Source organism: Undibacterium sp. GW821-FHT11H02 (assembly GCF_058808015.1).
Genome location: NZ_JBXARG010000002.1, coordinates 41,568 through 66,199, shown reverse-complemented (window position 1 = coordinate 66,199; position 24,632 = coordinate 41,568). Strand labels below are relative to the sequence as shown.

20 protein-coding genes are annotated in these 24,632 nt (G+C 47.3%); 10 read left to right on the top strand and 10 right to left on the bottom strand.

What is annotated here, in order from left to right:
* Nucleotides 1–146: 146 nt before the first annotated feature.
* Nucleotides 147–377 (top strand): hypothetical protein, encoded by a 231-nt coding sequence (locus AC1RR2_RS02575; protein WP_493220746.1) that lies wholly within the window; start codon nt 147–149, stop codon nt 375–377.
* Nucleotides 378–518: 141 nt separating this feature from the next.
* On the top strand, nt 519–1,358 hold the full coding sequence (locus AC1RR2_RS02570; protein ID WP_493220745.1) for a substrate-binding periplasmic protein: 840 nt from the start codon (nt 519–521) through the stop codon (nt 1,356–1,358).
* A gap of 63 nt (nt 1,359–1,421) precedes the next feature.
* On the opposite strand, the gene AC1RR2_RS02565 is transcribed toward AC1RR2_RS02570, so the two are convergent.
* Nucleotides 1,422–1,877 carry an Lrp/AsnC family transcriptional regulator gene (locus tag AC1RR2_RS02565; RefSeq protein WP_493220744.1) on the bottom strand — a complete coding sequence of 152 codons (456 nt, stop codon included), beginning with the start codon at nt 1,875–1,877 and terminating at the stop codon, nt 1,422–1,424.
* A gap of 185 nt (nt 1,878–2,062) precedes the next feature.
* Between AC1RR2_RS02565 and AC1RR2_RS02560 the strand changes: the two genes are divergently transcribed.
* Nucleotides 2,063–2,698, top strand: coding sequence for a LysE family translocator (locus AC1RR2_RS02560; RefSeq protein ID WP_493220743.1), 636 nt, complete (start codon nt 2,063–2,065; stop codon nt 2,696–2,698).
* A 57-nt stretch (nt 2,699–2,755) separates the two neighbouring features.
* Here the strand turns inward: AC1RR2_RS02560 and AC1RR2_RS02555 are convergent, their stop codons facing one another.
* Nucleotides 2,756–3,271: a GNAT family N-acetyltransferase gene (locus AC1RR2_RS02555; protein WP_493220742.1), complete on the bottom strand. Its 516-nt coding sequence runs from the start codon at nt 3,269–3,271 to the stop codon at nt 2,756–2,758.
* A 231-nt stretch (nt 3,272–3,502) separates the two neighbouring features.
* On the opposite strand from AC1RR2_RS02555, the gene AC1RR2_RS02550 reads away from it, so the two are divergent.
* Nucleotides 3,503–4,321: an alpha/beta hydrolase gene (locus AC1RR2_RS02550; protein ID WP_493220741.1), complete on the top strand. Its 819-nt coding sequence runs from the start codon at nt 3,503–3,505 to the stop codon at nt 4,319–4,321.
* Between the two features lie 69 nt (nt 4,322–4,390).
* Here the strand turns inward: AC1RR2_RS02550 and AC1RR2_RS02545 are convergent, their stop codons facing one another.
* Complete coding sequence (locus AC1RR2_RS02545; RefSeq protein ID WP_493220740.1) at nt 4,391–5,248, bottom strand: alpha/beta hydrolase; 858 nt, start codon at nt 5,246–5,248, stop codon at nt 4,391–4,393.
* Nucleotides 5,249–5,468: 220 nt separating this feature from the next.
* Here AC1RR2_RS02545 and AC1RR2_RS02540 point away from each other — a divergent pair, with 220 nt between their 5' ends.
* From AC1RR2_RS02540 to AC1RR2_RS02530, 3 genes are all read left to right on the top strand, one after another.
* Complete coding sequence (locus AC1RR2_RS02540) at nt 5,469–6,179, top strand: hypothetical protein (protein WP_493220739.1); 711 nt, start codon at nt 5,469–5,471, stop codon at nt 6,177–6,179.
* 282 nt (nt 6,180–6,461) lie between these two features.
* Nucleotides 6,462–6,941 (top strand): 2OG-Fe(II) oxygenase, encoded by a 480-nt coding sequence (locus tag AC1RR2_RS02535; protein ID WP_493220738.1) that lies wholly within the window; start codon nt 6,462–6,464, stop codon nt 6,939–6,941.
* Nucleotides 6,942–7,192: 251 nt separating this feature from the next.
* Nucleotides 7,193–9,307, top strand: a complete 2,115-nt coding sequence (locus AC1RR2_RS02530; RefSeq protein ID WP_493220737.1) for an SPFH domain-containing protein — start codon at nt 7,193–7,195, stop codon at nt 9,305–9,307.
* A gap of 251 nt (nt 9,308–9,558) precedes the next feature.
* Here AC1RR2_RS02530 and AC1RR2_RS02525 read toward each other — a convergent pair whose 3' ends face one another.
* Nucleotides 9,559–10,035, bottom strand: coding sequence for an RDD family protein (locus tag AC1RR2_RS02525; RefSeq protein ID WP_493220736.1), 477 nt, complete (start codon nt 10,033–10,035; stop codon nt 9,559–9,561).
* A 165-nt stretch (nt 10,036–10,200) separates the two neighbouring features.
* On the opposite strand from AC1RR2_RS02525, the gene AC1RR2_RS02520 reads away from it, so the two are divergent.
* A complete protein-coding gene (locus AC1RR2_RS02520; protein ID WP_493220735.1) occupies nt 10,201–10,488 on the top strand; it encodes an alpha/beta hydrolase in 288 nt (95 codons plus the stop codon).
* A gap of 110 nt (nt 10,489–10,598) precedes the next feature.
* Here the strand turns inward: AC1RR2_RS02520 and AC1RR2_RS02515 are convergent, their stop codons facing one another.
* The 5 genes from AC1RR2_RS02515 to AC1RR2_RS02495 form a co-directional block, all read right to left on the bottom strand.
* Nucleotides 10,599–10,895 (bottom strand): type II toxin-antitoxin system RelE/ParE family toxin, encoded by a 297-nt coding sequence (locus tag AC1RR2_RS02515; protein WP_493220734.1) that lies wholly within the window; start codon nt 10,893–10,895, stop codon nt 10,599–10,601.
* Nucleotides 10,896–10,898: 3 nt separating this feature from the next.
* The gene (locus AC1RR2_RS02510) at nt 10,899–11,159 is read right to left on the bottom strand and encodes a hypothetical protein (protein WP_493220733.1); all 261 of its coding nucleotides are present in this window, start codon (nt 11,157–11,159) and stop codon (nt 10,899–10,901) included.
* Nucleotides 11,160–11,389: 230 nt separating this feature from the next.
* The gene (locus AC1RR2_RS02505) at nt 11,390–11,632 is read right to left on the bottom strand and encodes a transposase (protein WP_493220732.1); all 243 of its coding nucleotides are present in this window, start codon (nt 11,630–11,632) and stop codon (nt 11,390–11,392) included.
* A gap of 508 nt (nt 11,633–12,140) precedes the next feature.
* Nucleotides 12,141–15,419: a fused isobutyryl-CoA mutase/GTPase IcmF gene (icmF, locus tag AC1RR2_RS02500; RefSeq protein ID WP_493220731.1), complete on the bottom strand. Its 3,279-nt coding sequence runs from the start codon at nt 15,417–15,419 to the stop codon at nt 12,141–12,143.
* 292 nt (nt 15,420–15,711) lie between these two features.
* Nucleotides 15,712–19,311, bottom strand: a complete 3,600-nt coding sequence (locus tag AC1RR2_RS02495) for an indolepyruvate ferredoxin oxidoreductase family protein (RefSeq protein ID WP_493220730.1) — start codon at nt 19,309–19,311, stop codon at nt 15,712–15,714.
* 648 nt (nt 19,312–19,959) lie between these two features.
* Here AC1RR2_RS02495 and AC1RR2_RS02490 point away from each other — a divergent pair.
* On the top strand, nt 19,960–20,361 hold the full coding sequence (locus AC1RR2_RS02490) for a BlaI/MecI/CopY family transcriptional regulator (protein ID WP_493220729.1): 402 nt from the start codon (nt 19,960–19,962) through the stop codon (nt 20,359–20,361).
* The gene (locus tag AC1RR2_RS02485; RefSeq protein ID WP_493220728.1) at nt 20,354–22,507 is read left to right on the top strand and encodes a M56 family metallopeptidase; all 2,154 of its coding nucleotides are present in this window, start codon (nt 20,354–20,356) and stop codon (nt 22,505–22,507) included. The genes AC1RR2_RS02490 and AC1RR2_RS02485 overlap by 8 nt, the downstream gene beginning before the upstream one ends.
* 119 nt (nt 22,508–22,626) lie before the next feature.
* Here AC1RR2_RS02485 and AC1RR2_RS02480 read toward each other — a convergent pair whose 3' ends face one another.
* Nucleotides 22,627–24,585 carry an alpha/beta hydrolase family protein gene (locus tag AC1RR2_RS02480; protein WP_493220727.1) on the bottom strand — a complete coding sequence of 653 codons (1,959 nt, stop codon included), beginning with the start codon at nt 24,583–24,585 and terminating at the stop codon, nt 22,627–22,629.
* Between the last annotated feature and the right edge of the window lie 47 nt (nt 24,586–24,632).

The following is a 24,632-nucleotide window of genomic DNA, read 5'->3' as shown; positions in this document are numbered from 1 at the left end:
CTAGAGAAATTAAAACCACAGTCGCTGAAACATGAGTAGAGCCATGAAAATCTCGTGAATTTTCTTGACCGTGCGACTATGTCATTTTTTTTAGGCAAGCCGAAAAGGAAGGGATAGAACGCCGGGATGATGGGATCAAAGTCGGCGTGAAGCAACAAGAAAGAGGCCCGTCACAAATTCATAGCTTGTCTATGCGCGGCAAATTAAATGTCAATGGCAGCGATACCTATCTAGCTGCGTGTTGGGTCAAATTTGGGATTATTCAAGCACCTGCATTGCCTGTATCACTGCATTATGCTGATTGCCAACATAGTGCCGAGCGCACACAAAAACTCATGAAATGGGTAGCGGAAACCCGACCTCCGTATTGGGGCTAAAGCATGGATATCGACCGTTTGCAATTATCTGCTTTCGGTCATGTTCATCTTGGGTTAAGATCGTTCCAGATCTAATTGTCTCAGCTTACTTTGTACAATTTTTTCTAAATCGTCTTAAACCCCCATTCGATCGTCAGAAACATGGCACGTTTTTTCTACGCATTGTTCATCGCCTGCCTATGGAGTTTACTCTGTGCTAAAAGTGTCGCCAGTGCTGCCAACACCACTAGTGCGGCGGCGGTAAATACCCAATCTACCTTAGCTACGCCCCTAACGCCAGTAACTGTTTTTATACAAGAAGCCTTAGATTCCAAAGGACACCCGTTACCGATCAGTCCTGGCTTACTTAATTTTTTTCAGTTTTTTGAACGCAATGCTGGCCTACGCATGCAAGCTGTCTCGGTGCCCTGGAATCGTGCTAAACAAATGACTTTAAGCGGTAAAGGCATCATCTGGGGATTTTCTAAGTCGCCGGAACGCATGATGAGCTATCGATTTTCTGAAACTGTTTTGAAGTCAAGGATTTGGGCTATAGGCTACGGTGAACCACAGCTCACATTAGCTAGCGTCGATGATCTGAAAAATAAAACTGTCAGCGTAGAACGTGGCGTCAGCCACGGCATGGAGTTTGAGCTAGCTAAAAACAAGATATTCAAAATTGATGAAGATTCAGCACAAGCTTCGGCACGTTTCAGGAAACTGATTGCAAAGCGCTCTGATGTCTTATTGTGGGGACTGGTCCAGTTTGAGCATCCAGACTTATTTTTAGATTATCTGCATACGACCTATTTGCCTGGCTTGCGCGATCCAGAACTATTAGGGAAAAAATTTTACACTTCAAAAACTCCGCTGTTTTATGACTCTATTCATTTTGCCAGCGCCAAAGGCCAACTGGAAAATGAAATGCAGAGAATAGATGCTGCCATTAAACTTGGTTTTAAAACGGGCGAACTGACTAAGCTGGTCAGCGTGCTTGATTAGTCGACATTGAGCATTCCACTCCAGTGGTCTGCGTTGACAAACCTCGTCAACCATGCCGCATGCCTACCAAGTAATTTGATCTGCTGGTAGCACTTCACGTTCAGCGCATTGCGTTGAAAGCACAATCGAAGTCTGCGTCTTACCGATTTTCCCCAAAGACTGAATCAAGCTCTGTAAATGCTCAGGCGCTACCACCGCTATCCGCATCATTGCGCATTGTTCTCCGGTGGTCGCATATAATCCCAACACTTCAGGATGTTGCAAGGCCCATTGATCAAGCGCCGCATGCGAATCGACAGTGATGTGAATCAGCGCTTCGAAACTATAACCCAGGGCGCGCAAGTTTAAACGTGTCGTAAAGCCTTGCAATATTTGCGCTTCTTCTAAACGCCTGACGCGCTCGGCGACTGCTGGCGAAGTCAGGTGTATGCGTCGTCCAATTTCAGAAAAACTCAAGCGCGCATCACTTTGCAAAAGCGCAAGAATTTTGCGGTCATAGCTGTCGATTTCAAACTTCAAAGTAAACCTCTCAAAAGACTTTCGATTATGCCGGAATTCAAAGCCTAAAACCTTTAACTTCGCATGGTGCTCTAATGCCTGGCACTCTACCATAGTCAGCTCAAACACTCGATCTGGCTTGTTTAGATCAGCGTTCGAAATAGAGACGAATCAGGTAGAAAAATCATCAAACGAAAGGAAATAGCGTGGGCGAAACGAGCAATCTTTGGCTGTATTTTTTAGTTATCTCAGGCGTCATTATTTTGCCCGGTATGGACATGGCCTATGTCATGGGCAGTAGCATGAAAGGTGGCTATCGCGCTGGCTTCGCGGCAGTGGCAGGAACCGTGGTCGGCGGCATCTGCCACATGATCATAGGCGCAACGGGCGTCAGCGCTGTCTTAACTTTAATTCCCTGGGCCTACAATGCCATGTTGATCGCCGGCGCCACCTATATTGCTTGGTTGGGCTGGGGTTTAATTCGAGTCAATAGCCTGGCTGGCCCTGACGCGGGACAAGGTACGGCAAATCTGCAAAAGAGTTTTATCGGTGCTCTGGCGACTTGCATGCTTAATCCCAAGGCCTACGTCTTCATGCTGGCGATTTTCCCGCAATTCATACGGCGTAATGGCGATTCGATATGGATACAAACGAGCGTCTTGTCGCTCATTACGGCCGGTACACAAATGATGGTGTATGGTGCAGTCGCTATCATGGCGGTGCGGGCACAACAAGTCTTAGCAAACAAACCGCGCACCAACGCGATATTGGCAAAAGGGATCGGCGCCTTATTGATCGCTGCTGCCCTGTTAACTTTGTATAGTGGCTTGATGCATGCTTAACTAGGTTCTAGGCTTACTGTCTAACTTAGAGAAAAAATTGAGGCCCTAGTAAGTAGCTCAAGAAGCTAAATCGATCTCGTACAATTTTAATTCTCTATCACCGTCTGGATGCATGATGATCTTATCCAATCGCATGCCCAGCTTTTCCAGTAATTTGGAAGAGGCTAGATTATCCAAGCGCGTAGTCGCCAAAATTCGCGGCAAATGCAATTGCTGTTTTGCATAATTCAGGGTCGCTGCGGCGGCTTCAAGCGCGTATCCTTGTCCACAATAGGCGGGCAAAAAGGCAAAACCGATATCTGCATGCTCAAGATAATCGCGCTTAGCCAATCCGCACATGCCTATCGCCATTGCGGTGTCTTTCAATTCAACCAAATAAAAACCATAGCCGAATCGCGCATAGTTTGCCATCGCGCCCTGCAGAATATAGTTGCGTGCATCGTCGAGCGTACGTACGCCACGATCTCCGATAAAACGTAACCACGAGGAATCGTTGAGTAAATCGAGCATGAAAGCGGCGTCATCAATCGTCATCTGACGCAAGATCAAGCGAGGAGTTTCCAAGATTTTCATATAACAAGCTTCAAAACATCGTCAATTATTAATCGTTTTATAGACTTAAGGTCACACGTTCAAAACTCGCTGCGCGGCCAGACTTCGAAAGTCAGACGACATCATATTGTAGTTTACATCTTCGTCATTATGTTTTACGCATTAGAGTCTTTGCACTTTGAAGCGTACTTAGCTTCACTGTTATGATTACTCCAGAGTTGCGATCACGCCCACATCAATGAGAGAAGCCACATGAGCCAACTACACCGCCTGCTGCGCAAACCTTTCTTCGGACGTTTTGAAGTACCTTGGATCTGGCCGACCGATACGAACCAAACGATGTGGGAACGTGTCAGCTTTCAAAGCGGCAATGGCGCGCATTTACAAGGCCTGTGGGGTGCGGCACTAAATTCAGAGGCCGACGGTGCAAGGGCGACTTTGGTACTTGCGCACCCTATGGGAAAGGCGGCCAAAGGATTCTGGCTGCGCTACGGCCATGCTGATTTATTCAGGCAAGCAGGTTTTAATGTATTGGCATTCGATGCCAATGGTTTTGGTGAGAGTAAAGCGACTTCCTTCGATTATCCCGCTGACATACTCGCAGCAGGCGTCTGGGCCCAGCAACGTCAACCGGCATTACAAGTCGGCCTAGTCGGCGCTTCATTTGGTGCTGCTTGGGGGCTATGTTCTATGGCACGCGACGGCAGTCCTTATCAAGCGGCGGTACTCGAAGCCACTTTTCCCACTTTGCCAGATTTTTGGAAGCATTATCCCGTCGCCCATGCAGCATTGCGTACGTCACAGGTACTATGGCCAAGCCTGGAGCGCAATCTCAGACCAGAACGACAAGCAGCCTTAGTCAAGAATAATCCCGCCGTGTTGTTAATCTATGGCGATGCCGATAACTACACGCCACCAAGCCACGGCGAACGACTGCAACGGGCATTCGGCACCGCAGCGAAAACAGAACTGTTGGTATTAGCGGGTGTGGATCACACCTTCGCGTATCGAGATGCAGATGAGGCTTACCGTTCTCGCGTGATACCGTTTTTGCAAAATGCCTTACGATAAACCTAGGGTAATTCTTAGCCTGACACCAAAAAAACAATGCCAGGCTAATTGATAACTCCCCAGGCTGACTTAACTCAGCTTCTGAATAAAATTGCAGTACATCGTCTTCACCTGAGGGTCTGTACTCAAGCCATTATGAGTGCCGTTTGGCACCATATAATAATTCTTGTCTGGGCTAGCAATACTTTCAAATAGTTTACGTCCCAATTGTGGGGGTGTAGAGACATCGTTTTCACCCGTGATCACCAAGGCTTTTCCCATATAACGGGAGACCGCAGCTTGATTATCAACCGTCTTCAAATTATCGGAAATCGTCACTGTCACGAATGGCTTGTAATACCAGGGAATTCTCGCGTTGATCAACTCGTCAGGATTGGTGCTACTACCTTCCAATACCAGTCCATCAACAGGACGGTTAGCGGCAATATAACCCGCCATGAAACTCCCTAAAGAAAATCCATAAACCACGAGTTTGCCCTGAGTCTTGGCCCGCACATGATCGTAAATACGCAAGGCATCTTCTTTCAAAACCAAAACGTCGGGCGTACCATTGGTACGGCCATACCCACGATAATCGAAAGTCGCAAAGTTCGCCGGACAAGAGGCAGACAAATTCGAAAGGTGCGGGCCGTTTTCATCAACGTGTGTCAAATTGCCGCCAAAATACAAAACCGTCGCCTTCGCTTCAGGCAAGCTCACACTGACGCCTTTAATTAAGACCTCGTCTGCATTCGCCTGCGACACCTTAATCGCCTCTTCGCTCAACATCGCTTGCGGCAATACCTTATTCAATTTATCCGTATCAAATACGCCCTTAGTTTTATATCCTGTCAGATTATCTGGACGAATTAAGTCTAAGTCCTTCACTACATATGATTGACATGCACTGAGTGCACACACGCTGAGTAATACCGTCAAAAGTCGCATAATTTTCCTAATCAGATTTAGTCATGTTTCACTGCAAAGTTCACTTCATTTAGCGAGAAGAGCGCGTACATTATTCCAATGTTTTTCTTTTTATTCAAGATACGGACACTATCACCGCACAGTTCAGCCTACTCTCGCCTATAATCAAGTGCCCATCACAAATCACAACAGCCACAGTGACTCAAGGCCTGTGTTTGATTCCTCGACAAAGACCATCGCCATGAGCAATACCGAATTAGCTTACCGTGCAACACTGACTGAAGCCTGCGCCTGGCTGCAAGCACAAACCGGCAAGCCGTGGAATTTATCCAGCCTGATCGCACACGGCCTTACCCCCTATGTGTGGCTGGACTATAACGAACAGTGTCCTGAACTATTTGGTGATGCCACAGGCGGCTACGCAGCACCCATATTCTTTCAAGGCGATACCCAACGATTAGCCGCTGGTAGTGAAGACGTCTTAATTACCATGACCAAGGATGCCGACAAAATCGCCATCCAATTGCCACCGCCTGGGATACACGCCCCCTTAAGCGATTTGCGCTTTTTGCGTAAGGATTTGAGCCGACTTTCAGAGCAGATTAAGAAAGATGCACAGCCTGTTAAAGAACAAAAAGCCATTATTTCAGAATCAAATAAGGGCATCACAAAGGAACAAGCTTTGCTCGCCTTTGCTGGTTTAGTCAAAATCAATTTCGAAGCTGCTTTAATGAGTGGCGAAGCAATTTTTGGCGACGACGGTGCGCGCATAAAAAGCAGTACTAAAGCGGCGAAAAATAAATGGCTATGGAATCCAGTGACACTAGCTTTAGGTTTGAACGACAATTATCGCGTTCCTATGTCACGTTTGAAACGTGTATTCATGGAGCATGATTTTTTGATGCCTTGGGCGGTGCAATGGCATGACACTTTAGCCTTGTTAGGTGAATAGCCAAACCACGTTTTACACAACGCTTACTTTACTATAAAAAACGCCCCCTCTTTTTTTGGGTCACACGATGCACATGCACGATAATCTCAAGCAAAGAGGCTACCTATTTCACGCACCCCCAATCTCGTTCGCCCAGCGGGCGACGATGACATTTCCGCCTCGGTTCGCGCCACGCTATGCGACAACTTAGTCCAGCACGGCTGGTCGCAACACAATCTATTTTTATCCGAAGAACTCAATACGCTTCTAGCAGCAGAATGCATCGCCCTACGCAAAACGAAGATGCTGAAACTTGCGCGTGTCGGTCACGCTCATCAAGCGAGCTTGCAAACCCAAATACGCGGCGACCAAATCGCCTGGCTGCATGCCGGACAATCAATTGCCTGCGACTTCTACTTAGGAATGATGGAACAGATACGTGTCTTACTTAATCAATCTCTGTATTTGGGATTGGACAACTACGAGAGTCATTTTTCCTTCTACACACCGGGCGCAGCCTACAGCCAACATGTGGATCGCTTTCACAACGATGATGTGCGCACTATTTCTGTCGTGATTTATCTCAACAATGACTGGCAAGCAGAGGAAGGTGGCGCTCTGCGCTTGCATCCGTTCAATTGCGCAACACAAGATATTTCGCCGTTAGCTTGCCGCATGGTGGTATTTTTATCGGCGGAAATGTTACATGAAGTCTTGCCTGCGACACGGGACAGAATGTCTTTGACTGGATGGTTCAGACGGCGAGCGAGCGCACAAAATTGAGGACATTGCGCTCATCGTTCTTGTACGAGAGACTATCCTTCAACGCGATTTCGCACTCCTGATCAAGCAAATAATCAACAAAAACCGGCTGGTTAAAAATTAAAAAATTTGCCATTGTTGAAAAATATTCAATTACTATACTACTCACACGAACCGCAGCAGTTCGGTCAACAAACGACAATAAGATCATCGATGTTGAGCCGGATATTGCGAAGGGCGGTTTCGTTAACATCCAAATGAGGGAGTATAAAATGAATGGTTTTGAGAATGTGGGTGCCTTACCTTGGTCGTACTCATGGGTAGTGGTGTTGGTGTTACTCGTGCTGGCATGGCGGCGCGTGCTTTGGTTTTTTGGGGTCATCATCATCCCCGACAATATGATAGGGCTGGTGACGAAGAAATTCGTTTTATGGGGCGAGCACAAAGATCTGCCACCCGGCAAAATCGTGGCATTAAACGGCGAAGCGGGTGATCAGGTCGACACTTTAGCATCCGGGGTGCACTATGCTTTATGGCCATGGCAATACACGGTGGTGAATGCGGAACTGACCATCATTCCTGAGAATTTTATCGGTGTGGTGGAGTCACGCGACGGCAATCCTTTGAACGACGGCGACATCATAGGCCAGCACGTCGATTGCGATATGTACCAGGATGCACGCGCCTTTTTAACAGGTGGTGGTCAGCGTGGTCCGCAAGGTTTGGTCATGCCTGAAGGTTCATACCGTGTCAATACTTTGCTCTTTCGTGTGAGCAAAGAACCCGTTACCTCTATCGAAAAAAATCAAATCGGCATCGTCGAAGCCCATGGTGGATTCCCGATTCCAAACGGTCGCGTATTGGCACGTCATGTTGAATCGAATATGTTCCAAGATGCCCAGGCTTTCTTAAAAGGCGGCGGCGAACGTGGCCCGCAAATTTCGGTCGTGCCGAATGGTCAGTATCGTATCAATCCACGCTTATTTAGCGTGAAAGCTGTGAATGTCATCGACATTCCAGACAATATGGTCGGCGTAGTCACCACCAAAGAAGGTGCACCACTGAATACCGGCGAAATCGCCGGCAAGGAAATCGCGAATCACAATATGTACCAGCACGGACAAGCGTTTATCGATGCAGGTGGCTACAAAGGCTTACAAGAACAAGTCATTCTTGCCGGTCGTTACTTTATCAATCCTATGTTCGCGACCGTGGAAATCGTTGAAATGACGAAAGTACCTATCGCCAACGCGGGTGTCGTCATCGCCTATGTTGGAGGCGAAGGTGAAGATGTCACAGGTGACAGTTTCAAACACGGCAATCTGGTTAGAAAAAGCCAAAAAGGCGTGTGGGTAGAGCCACTCGATCCGGGTAAATATCCTATCAATCCTTATACTCACAAGGTTGAATGTGTACCGACCGCCAACGTCGTGTTGAATTGGGCAACAGGTAAAACCGAAGCACATAATTTGGATAAGAATTTGTCGACGATTACAGTACGTAGCTCGGACGGTTTTACGTTCAACCTGGATGTATCGCAGATCATTCATATCCCGCGCACCGATGCACCGAAGGTCATCGCGCGCTTCGGCAATGTCGCGAATCTGGTGACGCAAGTCTTGGAACCGACCATAGGCAATTACTTCCGCAATACCGCGCAAGGATCAGACGTGATCGACTTCTTAAAGGGTCGCGCACAACGCCAATCCGATGCCAAGAATCGCATCGCTGAAGCGCTGCTTGAATACAATGTGATGGCGGTCGATACCCTAATCGGTGACATCTCGCCACCAGATGCTTTGATGAAAACTCTGACCGATAGAAAAATCGCCGAGCAAGAACAAGTGACTTTCAAAACGCAGCAGTTGGCACAAGTCGCCCGCAAAGAATTAGCCCAGGCGCAGGCGATTGCAGACACCCAATCCAAAGTCGTAGCCGCCGAACGTGAAGTCGAGATCTCACAGTTTGCCGCAAGTGCAATGGTAAAAAAGGCCGAAGGCGATAAGAACGCTCGCGTGTTAAATGCGGAAGGTGACGCGCGCTCCAAAATCGTCAACGCCGAAGCCGATGCGCAAGTGTTTAGCGTAGTCGGCAAAGCCAAAGCGGAAAACACTTTGGCGGTCGGTACCGCCGAAGCCGAAGTCATACAACGCAAAACCACGGCGGTAGGGCAAAGCAATTACGCGCTGATCGAAGTCGGCAGAGCTTTAGCAGAAGCCAAGATTCCATTGGTACCGCAGATCATTGCCGGTGGCAATGGTGCGGAAGGATCGGGCTCTTTGGTCAATGTCTTGTTAGCGAATTTGGTGAGCCAAAATTTAGCGGGGGCAACGAAGGTAATTGAACCGCTAGTTGAACCAAAGGTCGCGAGTAGTGTGAAAGTGTAAGACGTTGTTCTAAAAAATAAAATGGTGAGCGATGTTGAGCTCACCATTTTTATGTCACAACATTCATGTGAGTCATGAGTGGATTCACAAGACAATAATTCGTGCTGCAGGTGCAATCTGCGCCGACAGGATTTTCAAAATGCCGAGATGGATATCTGATGCCAGAAAAAATTCGACGGCAAATCCCTAAGATAACTTACCGCACAGCTTGCACTCGCCCTGCATGGCTTTTGGATAGAGAAACGACAAGCTTACAAGTAGGGTTTAGCGTGCATAACGACCTTCGTACCTGGAATTTTGTCATGCCAACCTTGTTCGCCCATTATGAAAGAAAAAGCTTCAAAAGGAATGAAACGACATGCAGTTCGGCCAAGCACTTGAGCAAAGCTAACACGCCCACCATCCTCATTTATCACGCGGGTACCAAACAACAACTTACCAGGCGTTCTGCCCCACAAACTTTCAAAGAATACATAATAAAGAAAAAGAATAGGCACGCCGAGAACAAGGTCAGGAATTTTTTCCAATGCCTGAACGCCCGCTTCGCCAAAAATCAAAGCCACTAAAATTCCGATCACAAATGCCAACAAGATGTAACCGATATAGTCGACAATCAAAGTACCAAAGCGCCTGCCATTACTCGCCAAATTAAGCGTACCTGTCGGAATCTCTTCTATCAATTGCATTTCAGTTGACGACGCTGAATACGGGTTTTGATTTTGCTCCATTATTTATTCTCCATTGCGCTCAAATTAAAGATTGCAAATATACTACATGAGGATTCAAGAAACACAGAATGATTACCATAAAAGACTATTAATTTAGCCTGTAGATTATTTCAAGATGCGGTGATGATAATGTGATGCGAGATAAAATATTTGAAGGATAAATTGTTGAGATCGATTTACAGCGCGGGTTGCACCCGCCCTAAATGGCTCAGACCAGAACGTCAAGCAGCACTGGCCAAAGGCAATCCCTCGGTGCTACTGATTCACGGTGACGCCGATATTTATACGCCACCACATTTCAGTGAACGTCTGCAACGCGCTTTTGGTGCTGCGGCGAAGACAGAACTGATGATCTTGCCAGGTGTTGACCATACCTTTGCTTATAGGGATGCAGCGGACGCTTATAGTGCGCGGATGATTCCGTTTCTTAATGAAGCATTGCGGAGAATGTAAATCGATATCGTAGGGCGCAATGCATTGCGCCTTACCGCGCGAAGACAGTTTGGAGACAAGGATTTGACAGCTTAGGAGACGTGCGAAAAACAGGGGGGATCGTAGACACTTTACTTGATATGTTGGCGCTGCCTGTACCAGCGCAAAATTCTTAGCTCACCATGTGCAACGCGGTAATTGATCGTGTGTCCAGTATTGGGAATTGCATAACGGCGAACGCCAGTCATCGCGGTGAAAGTGCCAATATTGGGCTGTGCTGCAATTAAGGTGATGGATTTGTCAACCCGCTGGATAACTAGACGCGCTGTCCCTGGATCTTCGTTTTCAATTTTCTCCAAGGTCGCAAAGAACGCTTTCTGCGCACTCGCACTCCAAACAACAGCAAGTGAATGCACTGAGTCAGCCACTATTTATGCGGTTTTAAAACGTTTCTTCGCTGCTTGCATAACGCTCGCATGTCTAGCACTAGCACCTTGCTGAAATTCTCGATCCGCTCGCAAACTTTCAGCCACATCTTCTTCACAGGAGGCAAATCCATCACGCAAAACAAAACGCAACATTGCTTGTGGTGTGCGACCCGCGCTCGCGGCTAAGCGCTCGAGACGTTTTTGATCGGTCTTGGAAATTGACGGCGTTTGAATGTCGGTGTGGGTGATGAGTGATGTGCTCATGATTACCTGTCCTCATAATTGCAGAAGTCTATGATACTCCAAGCATTATCCGGAAGGCAAATCAATGGCGAGCGGTTATGTAGGGCGTAATAGTGAAACGTATTACGCCGAATGGACGGCATAGATAAAATGGAAAATTGAAGTCACGCGTAATTTTAATTAACGAAATTTTCAATCGCCTCATGGCAGCTCAATGCGGCTTACCACGTTCAATCAAGGCATGTGTACGATTACGCTGCGCTAATCGTACCTACGAGTTCTTGAGCAAACCTTGAGGCTTGGATCATCGCCACCGTGACTTCACGTTTAATCAAACGCCAACGCATAGAAAAATCCGCGTCGCCTTCAGGCAAAGTCCAAATGCAATGTAAATGATCAGGGAGCAAAACCCAAGCGTCAATCTCAAACGGATGTGATGCGCGCACCTTAATAATCGCAGCACGCATGGCTTCACGTACATCCTCGTTCGTCAATATTCTTTGCCGACGCTAGGTTACCACCGTGAAGAAATACGTGGCACCGTTGATGTTAGCGCGTCGATAGCGAGACATAAGAAGCGATTGGGGGAAAATGAAAATCGCCAGCCAATCACGAACGAAATAAAGTGAAAATCACGACGAAAAATCGTAGGGCGGGTGCAACCCGCGCCGCCAAAATTCTCAAAATGCCGCGATGGTGATTTGATACTTAAAAGAATATTTGACCGATGAATCGTTGAAGTGATTTACAGCGCGGGTTGCACCCGCCCTACACGAGCCACTCACATACCTTGGCACGCCAAGAAATTCAATTCACGGGATGCAGTACAAGGCGCACGACAGAGCAATATGTCGATATTACGTTTATCCACTAGCGCCATGACATGCTGGAAAATTCAATTAGCGGGATACAGAGCTAGGCGCTTCCCGCAGCAATACTGAAGTATTGCGAGGACAAGCAACAACGCGCTGTGCCCGCCAATTGAATTTAACGGCGTGTCATTTACATGTTGCGACGATACTGCCCCCCCACCTCAAACAAAGCAGTAGTAATCTGCCCCAAAGAACAAACCCGTGCAGCCTCCATCAACTTCGCAAACACGTTTTCATTATTGATCGCCGCTTGTTGCAAGGCTGCCAGTGCTTGTGGAGCGACATCTGCATGACGTTGGTGGAAATCCGCCAAACGCGTGAGTTGCGATTGTTTTTCTTCCTCTGTTGAGCGTGCCAATTCTATCTTCTGTGGCGCTTCGCTTCCTTTTGGATTGCGGAAAGTGTTGACGCCAATGATAGGTAAAGTGCCGTCGTGTTTCAGGTGTTCGTAGTGCATGGATTCTTCTTGAATCTTGCCGCGTTGGTAGCCGGTTTCCATCGCACCTAAAACGCCACCGCGTTCTGCGATGCGTTCGAATTCTTGCAAGACCGCTTCTTCGACGAGGTCGGTGAGTTCTTCGATGATGAAGCTACCTTGAATTGGGTTTTCGTTTTTCGCTAAGCCCCATTCGCGGTTGATGATCAATTGAATTGCCAAGGCGCGACGTACGGATTCGTCGGTTGGTGTCGTGATCGCTTCGTCGTAAGCATTGGTGTGCAAGCTATTGCAGTTGTCGTAGATCGCGATCAAGGCTTGCAATGTCGTACGGATATCGTTGAAGTCGATTTCTTGTGCATGCAAGCTGCGGCCTGAAGTTTGAATATGGTATTTCAACTTCTGACTACGATCATTCGCGCCGTATTTGTCGCGCATCGCCACCGCCCAAATACGACGAGCAACGCGGCCCAAGACCGTGTACTCTGGGTCCATGCCGTTACTGAAGAAGAAGGACAAGTTCGCCGCGAAATCATCGATGTGCATGCCGCGTGCGAGGTAGGCTTCGACGAAAGTGAAACCGTTCGACAAAGTAAAGGCCAATTGTGAAATCGGATTCGCACCGGCTTCGGCAATATGGTAACCAGAGATCGAGACGGAGTAGAAATTACGCACTTGGTGATGCACGAAATACTCTTGAATATCGCCCATCACTTTGAGTGAGAACTCGGTCGAGAAGATGCAGGTATTTTGACCTTGATCTTCTTTCAGAATATCGGCTTGCACCGTACCACGGACATTCATCAAGACCCATGCGCGAATCTTCGCAGCTTCATCAGCAGTTGGTTCGCGCTTGTTATCAACGCGGAATTTTTCCATTTGCTGATCAATCGCAGTGTTCATGAAGAAGGCCAAAATCGTTGGTGCTGGACCGTTGATGGTCATAGAAACAGAAGTCGCTGGATCGCACAGATCGAAACCATCGTAGAGGACTTTCATGTCTTCCAAGGTCGCGACTGATACACCTGAGTTACCGATCTTGCCGTAGATGTCTGGGCGGATCGCTGGGTCTGCGCCATACAAAGTCACGGAGTCAAACGCGGTCGACAAACGTTTCGCTTCCATGCCTTGTGATACGAGTTTGAAACGACGGTTAGTGCGGTAAGGATCGCCTTCACCGGCGAACATACGCGTTGGATCTTCACCTTCGCGTTTAAACGCAAATACACCCGCAGTGAATGGGAAAGAGCCTGGGACGTTTTCTAACATTAGCCAGCGCAAAATTTCGCCATGATCTTCAAAACGTGGCAATGCGACTTTACGAATCGTGGTGCCAGACAAAGATTTTTGCGTGAGCCGTGTACGAATTTCTTTGTCACGAATTTTGACGACGTATTCATCACCAGCATAAGCCTTCTGCATGTCTGGCCACATGGTGATGAGTTTTTTAGATTCTGCGTCGAGTTTGTTGTCTCGTTCTGTAATTAAGTCATCGAAATCCGCGGTCTTGCCTGCGACAGTCAACATCTGCTTAGTTGCTTGCAGTTGTTGCCGTTCACGTGCGATGCCAACTTGTTTGTGCGTGTGCTTGTGGTAAGCACGAACGCTGTCGGCGATCTCTGCTAAGTAACGCGTACGTGCTGGTGGAACGATGACGTTTTTCGCGCTAGAAATCTTGGAAGCAACGACTGCCAATTTACTTGGTTTAGCTTTGAGTCCACGTGCGACCAATTCAGGCAAAATACCTTGGTACAAAGCGGTCACGCCGTCATCATTAAAGCGTGAAGCTTGTGTTCCATAGACTGGCATTTCATCCGGCTTCTTGGTCCACATTTCGCGGTTGCGTTGGTATTGTTTCGCCACATCACGTTGCGCGTCTTGTGCGCCTTTGCGGTCGAACTTGTTAATCGCTACAAAATCAGCGAAATCGAGCATGTCGATTTTTTCTAATTGAGACGCTGCACCGAATTCTGGTGTCATCACGTACATCGATAAATCCACGTGCGGCACGATGGCGGCATCGCCTTGACCGATACCGGATGTTTCGACGATGACCAAATCAAAACCTGCCACTTTGCAGGCAGCGATGACATCGGGCAAAGCTGGAGAAATTTCTGATCCTGCTTCACGCGTTGCTAAGGAACGCATGAAAACTTTGACTTTGCCTTTCCATGGATTGATCGCATTCATACGAATACGGTCGCCCAGTAAAGCACCGCCGGATTTACGGCGTGATGGATCGATAGAGATCAAAGCGATATTGAGTTCATCATCTTGATCGAGGCGAATACGGCGAATCAATTCATCAGTTAAAGAAGATTTACCTGCACCGCCAGTACCTGTGATACCAAAGGCGGGCGTCTTGATGGCTTTTGCGGATTCGATAATGGACGCGCGCAAAGCTGCGTCCACTTTATCGTTTTCTAGTGCGGTAATCAGTTGCGCTAATGGACGATGTTTATCGGCGAGTTCGCCTTGTTGCAAGACATCTAAGCTGGTTGGTGCAAAAGGTGAGAGATCGATGTCGCAAGCCTTAATCATGGCCAGAATCATGCCGACCAAACCCATGCGCTGACCATCTTCTGGACTGAAAATACGTGTCACACCATAGGCATGCAAATCCGCGATTTCTTCCGGCACGATCACACCACCGCCACCACCGAATACTTTGATATGTTCACCGCCACGTTGCTTAAGCAAGTCGATCATGTATTTGAAGTACTCGACGTGTCCACCTTGATAGCTGGAAATCGCGATACCTTGTGCGTCTTCTTGCAATGCTGCGGTGACGATTTCTTCTACTGAGCGGTTATGGCCGAGATGAATCACTTCGGCGCCATTCGCCATCAAGATGCGGCGCATGATATTGATCGAGGCATCGTGGCCGTCGAACAGGGATGCGGCAGTCACGAAGCGGACTTTGTTGGCTGGTTTGTATTCGGTTAACTTCTCGGCGATGGATAGATCAGTCATTTTTATTCCTTAGATGCTTGTGGCATGGTTTGGGCGTCTTTTTTCGATGGTTTCGATTATATGACGTTTCGATTTACGTTTACGTTCACGTCACTTATTAATTGTGGTTTTGTGTTGGTTTTCACTCCCTTCTCCCGCAAGCGGGAGAAGGGTTGGGGGATGAGGGACGTTCAGATGCAGATAAAAGAAATGGAAGACTGTAGCAACCACTAACTTATCTACTTCAACTCTACAAGTCCTGAACCACCCTCACCCTAGCCCTCTCCCGCTTGCGGGAGAGGGGACTGGAAAATCAAGCTGCTCTCTGCTTACTAGGCGCATTCATCAAAGCCGCTTTTTCAACTTGATAAGCCTGCATTGCCTTTTCCTTCACATGACCGAAGCCACGGATTTTTTCTGGCAAGCTCGCTATCGCGATGATTTGATCGACATTGTCAGGGTTCAGTTTCGTCAGCAAAGACAAGATCGTATCGCGATAATCAGTCATCAAAGCGCGTTCTTTTTGACGTTCTTCGGTGTAACCAAAGACGTCCAACTTCGTGCCACGCAAACCCTTCAGTTTCGCAAGTAGCTTAAACGCTTGCCACATCCATGAACCATATTGCGCTTTGATCAAATGGCCTTGACCATCTTTCTTAGAAAACAGAGGTGGCGCCAAGTTGAATTTGACTGAGAAATCACCTTCAAATTGTTGCTTCAACTTCTCTGTGAATTCACCATTGGTGTATAAGCGCGCGACTTCGTATTCGTCTTTGTACGCCATCAACTTGTAGGCATACTTTGCTACGGCTGTCGCCAATTTATTACCTTTACCAAGCTTCTCTTCGGCTGCGCGCACTTTGCTAACGAGTTCTTCGTAATGTGCAGCGTAAGCGGCATCTTGGTACGCTGTCAGCTCGGCGACGCGACGTTTGATAATGCTGTCTAAGCTTTGTGGCATTTGAATCACGACAGGTTGCCCTGGGATCGCGGTTTTCTCAACGCGTGCCAGATCAACTGCCGCTCTACGGCCCCACAAGAAAGCTTTTTTGTTGGCGTCGATTGCAACACCATTCAATTCAATCGCACGTAACAATGCCGCTTCTGATAATGGAATCGCGCCTTTTTGGAAGGCAAAACCTAGGATGAACAAATTGGTGGCAATCGAATCACCCATCAAAGCGGTCGCGAGTTTTGTGGCGTTGACGAAATCAACATTGCCGCCAACTGAATCCGAGATCAAACGCTCAGTCGATTCTAATGGGAACTGCCAATCAGGATTTTTGGCGAATGGTCCGGTTGGTTGCTCATGTGTATTGATCACCGCACGGGTGCGGCCTGCACGCATTTTGGAGATCGCATCATGCTGGCCTGCCGTCAAAATATCGCAACCCAAAATCAGATCTGCTTCACCAGTTGGGATACGTTGCGCGCGCAGTTTGCTGACTTTTTCAACGATACGAATATGCGATGTCACCGAACCGTTCTTCTGCGACATACCGGTCATATCCAACACCGAGGCAACTTTACCTTCAAGGTGAGCGGCCATACCGAGCAAAGCACCAACCGTAATCACGCCCGTGCCGCCAATACCATTCAACAAAATATTGTAGGAGGTATCGCAGCTAGGCAAGGCTGGCAAGGGCAAATCACCGAAGTCATCGGTCTTCGCTACACCCGTTTTTGACTTCACTAACTTACCGCCTTCGACCGTGACAAAGCTTGGGCAGAAACCTTTGACGCAAGAATAATCTTTGTTGCAGGAAGACTGATCGATCGCACGCTTGCGACCAAATTCGGTTTCCACTGGCATGATGGACGTACAGTTCGATTGCACTCCGCAATCGCCACAGCCTTCGCACACCGCTTCGTTAATGAACATGCGTTGATTCGGATCAGGAAATTGGCCTTTTTTGCGACGGCGACGTTTTTCCGCTGCGCAGGTTTGATCGTAGATCAAGACACTCGCGCCTTCGATCTCGCGCAATTCACGTTGTACAGCGTCCATATCTTTGCGGTCATGCAAAGTGATGATGGATGGTAATCCACTACGATCTGTGTAACGTGCTAAATCTTCAGTCACCAAGGCAATGCGTTTCACGCCTTCGGCTGCCATTTGCTGCGCCATCATTTGTACACTGATGGTGCCATCAACCGGCTGACCACCAGTCATCGCTACTGCATCGTTATACAAAATCTTGTAAGTGATATTGACCTTGGCAGCCACTGCAGCGCGAATCGCTAAATAACCAGAATGGAAGTAAGTCCCATCACCCAGATTTTGGAACACGTGTGGCAAAGTCGAGAATGCTGCCTGACCTATCCATGGTGCACCTTCGCCACCCATGTGCGTTGTCAGTTTATTGAACTCTGGATAGATCGCTGTCGCCATCACGTGGCAGCCAATACCCGCCAAAGCCAAACTGCCTTCTGGTACTTTGGTTGAAGTATTGTGCGGGCAACCTGAGCAATAGTATGCGGGACGAGCTGGCGTGTTCACCTGTTTATTTAAAACTTCGTCTTTAGCTTCCAAGAATGCCATGCGTTCTTTGATCAAGTCGCTAGTGTGGAAGCGCGCAATACGTTGGGTAATCACGCGAGCGATTTGTGACACTGAGAAATCAGCTTTTGAGGTCAACAACCATTCACCACGCGGTGCAACCCATTCGCCTTTTTCGTCAAACTTACCAATCACGCGTGGACGCACATCGTCGCGCCAGTTGTAGAGTTGTTCTTTGAGTTGATACTCGACCATTTGGCGCTTTTCTTCAACTACCAAGATTTCGTCGAGCCCTTGCGCAAATTCACGCACACCATCTGGTTCCAAAGGCCAAGGCATAGACACTTTGTAGAGACGAATACCAATGTCAGCCGCCATTTGTTCATCAATGCCGAGATTTTCAAATGCCTCTAAGACATCGAGATAAGACTTACCAGAAGCGACGATGCCGAGCTTGGCATGCGGGCTATCTATCGTTACATGATTGAGTTTATTCGCACGGGCATACGCCAGAGCCGCATAGATCTTGTAGTCTTGCATCAAGGCTTCTTGCTTACGCGCTTGTATACCCAAAGTGTCGAGCGACAATCGTGTATTCAAACCGCCTTCTGGCATCACAAAATCTTCTGGGATGGTGATTTTCAAACGGAAGGGATCAGCATCGACAGAGGAAGTAGATTCAACCGTATCCGCCAAGGCTTTGAACCCGACAGCGCAACCAGAGAAGCGCGACATTGCCCACGCATGCAAACCCAGGTCTAGGTATTCCTGCACATTGGCTGGATACAGCATAGGGATCATACAAGCGGAAAAAATATGATCGGACTGATGCGGCAAAGTCGAGGAGTAAGCGCCATGATCATCACCTGCGACCAAGATCACGCCACCATGTTTCGATGTCCCCGCATGATTCATGTGTTTGAAGACGTCGGCACTGCGATCAACGCCTGGGCCTTTGCCGTACCACAAACCGAACACGCCGTCGTATTTAGCAGGGCCGATCAGATCGACGGTTTGCGTGCCCCAAACTGCCGTCGCAGCGAGATCTTCATTGACGCCAGGTACAAACTTGATGTGATTTTGTTCTAAAAGCTTTTTGGTTTTCCACAAAGTTTCATCCAAACCTCCGAGCGGTGAGCCGCGATATCCTGAAACAAACCCGGCAGTATTCAAGCCAGCGGCGAGATCACGCTGTCTTTGTATCATCGGCAAGCGCACTAATGCCTGAATGCCTGATAAGAAAATGGTGCCGGTGTTCGATGTGTATTTGTCGTCGAGCGTGACGGGAGCCAAATGCGGCGCTGAATTGGTGACGTCGGAGGATGTTGCTGAATTTGTTTCAGATGCTGAGGCGGACGAAAGCGAAGACGCTTCCACCAGACCAGCAGATTTCATTGCTGTGTCGGATGACATGGTAGAGCTCCAAAAAATTTGTGATTTTTGTGTGCAAAGAACTTGGGCTGCGTCCGGTAAGACACAAGTCTGTTCTGAGCTTATGGGAAGGTAATCGCCATAAGTTCTAGTTGCATCGGCTGAGATGGCAGCCATTTTAATTCAATTCAGGCCTGAAACCCAAGAAAAGAGCAGTGAAAACGACCACTTTCTCTCTGAAAGTTTCTTAAAACCTAATTATCCGCGCCTCAATCCCATTGATAAGCGCCTGAAAATCAGGTTTTAAAACTTTGCATGGTTTCAAGCAAATCTGAATCGGAGACATCAAAGAAAGCTTTCGAAATTCCGGGATGGAGACCACACCCATTCGCTGCAGCGCTTTCTCGACTTCCTTTGAAATCTGCTGTGTTCACAGTGTAGTGAGAGTTTCGATGTTTGAAAAATACGGAATAATCATAGGGGCATCATGAAAACTGATACCCAACTTGAGCTGCGCGACCAACAACATAAAATTGCATAAAAAAACACATATAAAATAAATGCAAATATTTATGTTGACTTCCAAAATCGAATAAACTACAGTTGTAGAACTACATAAGTAGTTGAAGCTCTTGAGGACATTCCTCGCAACAGAAAATACATAGAAAAATTTACTGAGAGATATTTCGCATGGAAGAAGATAGCAAACACGTTTCCCTGAGCGAACCGCAATTAGCCTTAATGCGCGTACTGTGGAGCCAACCCGATTCCAGCGTCAGTGATGTAGTTGAAGCTTTGCGCCGAACTCGTCCCCTCGCACATACCACGATTGCAACCATGCTCAGTAGGTTAGAAAAACGCGGTCTCGTGACGACGACGAAAGACGGGCGGCAATTAATCTACCGCGCGACCTATTCTGAAGCCGAGATTCAAAAATCCATGGTTGCAGAATTACTCTCTTCCGTTTTCATGGGAAACGCACGCGCACTACTCTCGCATCTCGTTAGCGAAGAAGAAATCAAAGAAGAAGATTTAGAACAAATTCGCCAACGTCTACTCGCCCATTCTAAGCAAGGAAAAAAGCATGGATAACCTCAACACGCTCACTTCGCCGATATTGAGCTGGTTATTCAATTATGTCGTGCATAGCAGCATCTTGCTTGGCTTCGCGAGCCTTGCACAATTTTGTGGGGTGCTTCAACAAAGACGATTGGCAGAACTAGTTTGGCGCTTGGCGTTATTTGGCGGCATTATTACCGCGAGCTTGCAACTTGGATGGCAACTGCATGTGCAAACGGTGGGCAACAAAGACTTATTACACGCTCCTTCTCAAAACATCGCTACCAGCAAACCACATCTTGCTGAGGAAGTAGAAAAACAAGTACCGACGAATGCACAATTCCATTCATCAGCATTAGCAAGTCCTGTACGCAACAAGACGGAAAATCAGTTTGCACTAAATTCGCATGTCAATAGCCAATTGGGTACACAACCCGACACACTATCGGATAACACAGTCCTACGTTTACCTGCGCACATTGAGAGGCTTATCAGCGCCACCATTTCTATTTGGCTTGGCTATTGCGTCGTCGTCTTGGCGAAAATAATGCTCGGCGTCCACCAGCTCAATCGTCTAGCAAATGCAATGCATCTCGTTACTCGCAAAGATCTCATAGACTTGCTGGTGAAGGAACTACCTAAGTCGAATCACTTACAACGTCTTCGTGTCAGTACGATTTTTAACAGCCCCTTCGTCTGCCCAAATGGCATGATCTGCTTACCTGCATGGGCTTTAGAACAAGCTAATCAATCTCTGTGCCATGCGATGTTGCATCACGAAATTCGGCACATCGTAAGAGGCGATAACACCTGGCGTATCGCGCAAGAATTCATCAAATCTGCCTTCTTTTTTCAGGTATTAAATCGTGCAGCAGACAAGCAACTAATGCTGCTCGCAGAAATCGATTGCGATTCTGTCGCAGTCAGAGCAAATGGGGTCGACACCTTTGCTCAAGCTCTTGTGCGCTGTGCGGAAAAGGCCGTCGCCAGCAAGCATCCACCATTTGCTATTCCTATGGCAAAAAAAACCACTCTACTTCAACGTATTGAATTCATCTTAGATGAGGATATTATGAATAAGAAATTTTCAAGAAAACACAGTGCTAGCAGCTTGGCGCTTGGCCTGATCACAATCGCTAGCTTGTCAGGCGTCAGTTACGCCATGCCTACCATAGGATTTGCGCACAGCCGTAGCACCAATACTAGTGTCGACGCTACTGTGACAACAATACAAACGCCAAGCGCGAGTAAGAAACCCGCGGTCCTGATTCCTGATAGACAAACTGCGCCAACAGACATCGCTAGGGACACTCAAACGTTCGCCGTTGAATCCCCTGTTCGTCAGGAAAAAAATCAAACGAATATTAGCAAAACCTCAGCCGACAGCATGCCAGCGAGTCGTCAGCAAGCTCACGAATTCGAGCAAGCACAAACCGCCTATGCGAGTAAGAATTTTGTCGAAGCCCTGTCTCTATTTCGCGAATTGGCTAAGCAAGGTCATGTGGAAGCACAATTTATGGCGGGCGACATGTTGTGGCGTGGTGAAGGTAGCAGTGTTGACCCAGAAGCAGCAGTGGCATTGTTAATGCAAGCGGCAAATCAGGGCCACGCTAAGGCACAACAATATGCCGCGCTATTTGCAGAACGCGCCTTGCATCAAGCGGACATCCGGTTTTATACACAACAATTTGATGGCGGAAAATTAAAGTGGGGTGAGCAAGTTTGCGCACGCCCGACTTTCAGTAGCATGCGACCTTCTTCGATAGAATACAAAAATCTAGTCAACAAATTGAATGCTAACTTGAGCTGCTATAACAACTACGTTGCAAGCCTCAAGCAAAGCCTAGCGAACGAAGATTTCTTAAATTCCAATTTGCGTCGCCTGATGCGACCCGATGAAATTGAGCAAGCTAAACAGTTGGCGCAGAATACCTATTTTGATATGGGCGCTCAAGCAATGCAAAACAGTCAGCACATGTTGACAGAGTTTGACAAGCTAAATCAAATTTGGCAATTAGAGATTGAGAGAGAGGCAGGTCGCCTTATCGCTGCGAAAGACGATCTAGCGCGCGCACATTTCGCAAGGATGGAACGCCGACAAGTCGAGGTTGAAACGGGCGTGCGTTCAATCATTACCTCTAGCGTGCCAAGCAAAGAGCCGATTATAAATACAAAATAATTCCTACAGCTCGTCATCAGAAAGCGGAGTGACCTTATCTCCCTTTGAATGAAGCATGGCCCAATTGAGGTTTGGTCATGCTTCATCATTTTGAACAGTCGATTATGTTGAATGCGCAATTATTTAGATAAATGCTTTTTCAAAAATACTTCTAAGCGCGTATAGAATTCTTTACGATGTTGACTGTCGTAAAATCCATGTCCTTCGTTTTTCACCAGCATCCATTCAGGCGCGTTGCCGACTTTAATCAGCGCATCGCGCATTTTTTCGGCTTGATTTAATTCGGTCGTTTCATCTTTTGTTCCGTGTATCAAAAACACAGGCAATTTGATTTTATCAACCAAATTCACAGGAGATTCTGCCGCCAGTTTCACGGGATCGCTTCCCATCATATTATTAAGCCAATTGGTCTTTTGCTTTTCAACCCGAATATCATCGCGTTTATGCAAACTTGTTAGATCGTAAAGGCCGGCATAGCCCACAGCGCATTTCACTAATTTTGATTCTCGTGCAGAAATCATCATCGCAGCATAAGCACCATAACTACCCCCATACACGCAGACTCGTTGAGAATCGACTTCTGGATGCTGATTTCCCCACTTTAGTGCATCGATCAAATCGTCGATCATCTTACCGCCATATTCTTTCGCTCCTGCATTTTCGAATGTTAGGCCGCGTCCACTTGATCCACGATAGTTGACCTGCAAAACTGCATAACCACGGCTAGCCAAGAACTGTGCATCAACATCAAAAAACCAATCATCATTGATACCAATTGGCCCCCCGTGTGGAAGCAGGATCAATGGCAATTTTTCACCTTGTGGATTGTTTGGAATAGTCAAGAATCCACCAATTTCCAAGCCATCACGCGCTTTGAATTTAATTGCACGCCTTTCGGCCATTTGCTCAGCCAATATTCCAGGCATGTTTGTTAAGAGCAAATCTGCCTTTCCGGTCGATTTATCAAAAATGTAGTAGGAACCTGGTTCCCTATCGCCTCTTACACTAAACAATAGTTTTTGACCATCCTTTGTGAAATTGATGAAATGTACGTAAGACTCAGGAAATGAAGCGCTTAAGGATTGATGTAACTTCGCATCTGGCAATGAATCGTCTATGTAACGCGCCTTTGGAATTCCCATTTCTACGGTGTACGCAAAAGGCAAATGCTGCACTGAGGAATATTCTATCGTCGCGATGTCAGCAAGTTTATCTTGAGCCAAAATGGTTCGTTGTCCAGTCTTCATATCTTCGCGCAAGAGACCAGAGGGCCCGCCGTTCTGATGAAACTCGGCAAAGAAGGCAGTATCGTCGTTCGTAAAGCCTAAAGGATGAAGTTGCATTGCCAAAGAGTCTTTATCAACGCTTTTCCATTGACCACTTACGTCATCCTTACGAAGAACAATTTTCTCATTATCTTGATTCCAACCCAGTGCAAATCGTGGCAATCCGTCAGACTGATGCACAAAATGCAAACGGCGCATTGGGATATCGGCCATCGTCTTTCGAATGACATTATAGGTATTGATTTCGTAGAGTTGGGTTCGGTCAACTTTCCACTCGTTGGACGTAATTTGTATTGTCCCATCCATCGATCTTGGGATATGGCTAATCAATCCGTATCCGTAGTCATCATGATATCGTGATGCCCGTTTTGATTGGGTTGATCCATTAAACCCGTATAGATACTCAATCTCGCTCCCGTCTATATTCGCCGCAATCACCTCACCAGTTGCTTGCGGTGCCTCGCGGTAGCCAACTTCTATTCCTTTTTCAATGACGAGCCTATCATTTTTTATCCATCGAAAATTGACTGGAATTTCATACCCTGGCATCACGAAAGTATTCACAATTTTCAGATCAGGCAGCGCGTAAATCGTCATCGTTGGGACGACACGATCACGTCGCTGAATTCGCACATTAACGGCAAGATGTTTGCCATCAGGGGATAAACGTGGGTTGCTAAATTTTTGTTCTTCTACAAAGGCATCAATAGGCACAGCCTGAGCAGGCTTCTGCGCACTGGCAATTGGGCTTGCGACTAACAGCAAAAAAGGAATAAGGTGCTTCATTCTCATACTCAATCCCATATCCAAAAAAGAAAAGAGTGATGATAACGTCAACA

Bases quoted from the DNA above. Each gene is read 5' to 3' on its own strand.
- AC1RR2_RS02480 (WP_493220727.1), bottom strand. From the start codon at position 24,585: ATGAGAATGAAGCACCTTATTCCTTTTTTGCTGTTAGTCGCAAGCCCA.
- AC1RR2_RS02495 (WP_493220730.1), bottom strand. From the start codon at position 19,311: ATGTCATCCGACACAGCAATGAAATCTGCTGGTCTGGTGGAAGCGTCT.
- AC1RR2_RS02545 (WP_493220740.1), bottom strand. From the start codon at position 5,248: ATGCGACTTTTGACGGTATTACTCAGCGTGTGTGCACTCAGTGCATGT.
- AC1RR2_RS02555 (WP_493220742.1), bottom strand. From the start codon at position 3,271: ATGAAAATCTTGGAAACTCCTCGCTTGATCTTGCGTCAGATGACGATT.
- AC1RR2_RS02530 (WP_493220737.1), top strand. From the start codon at position 7,193: ATGAATGGTTTTGAGAATGTGGGTGCCTTACCTTGGTCGTACTCATGG.
- AC1RR2_RS02490 (WP_493220729.1), top strand. From the start codon at position 19,960: ATGGAAGAAGATAGCAAACACGTTTCCCTGAGCGAACCGCAATTAGCC.
- AC1RR2_RS02570 (WP_493220745.1), top strand. From the start codon at position 519: ATGGCACGTTTTTTCTACGCATTGTTCATCGCCTGCCTATGGAGTTTA.
- AC1RR2_RS02540 (WP_493220739.1), top strand. From the start codon at position 5,469: ATGAGCAATACCGAATTAGCTTACCGTGCAACACTGACTGAAGCCTGC.
- AC1RR2_RS02550 (WP_493220741.1), top strand. From the start codon at position 3,503: ATGAGCCAACTACACCGCCTGCTGCGCAAACCTTTCTTCGGACGTTTT.
- AC1RR2_RS02485 (WP_493220728.1), top strand. From the start codon at position 20,354: ATGGATAACCTCAACACGCTCACTTCGCCGATATTGAGCTGGTTATTC.
- icmF (WP_493220731.1), bottom strand. From the start codon at position 15,419: ATGACTGATCTATCCATCGCCGAGAAGTTAACCGAATACAAACCAGCC.
- AC1RR2_RS02525 (WP_493220736.1), bottom strand. From the start codon at position 10,035: ATGGAGCAAAATCAAAACCCGTATTCAGCGTCGTCAACTGAAATGCAA.
- AC1RR2_RS02510 (WP_493220733.1), bottom strand. From the start codon at position 11,159: ATGAGCACATCACTCATCACCCACACCGACATTCAAACGCCGTCAATT.
- AC1RR2_RS02535 (WP_493220738.1), top strand. From the start codon at position 6,462: ATGCTGAAACTTGCGCGTGTCGGTCACGCTCATCAAGCGAGCTTGCAA.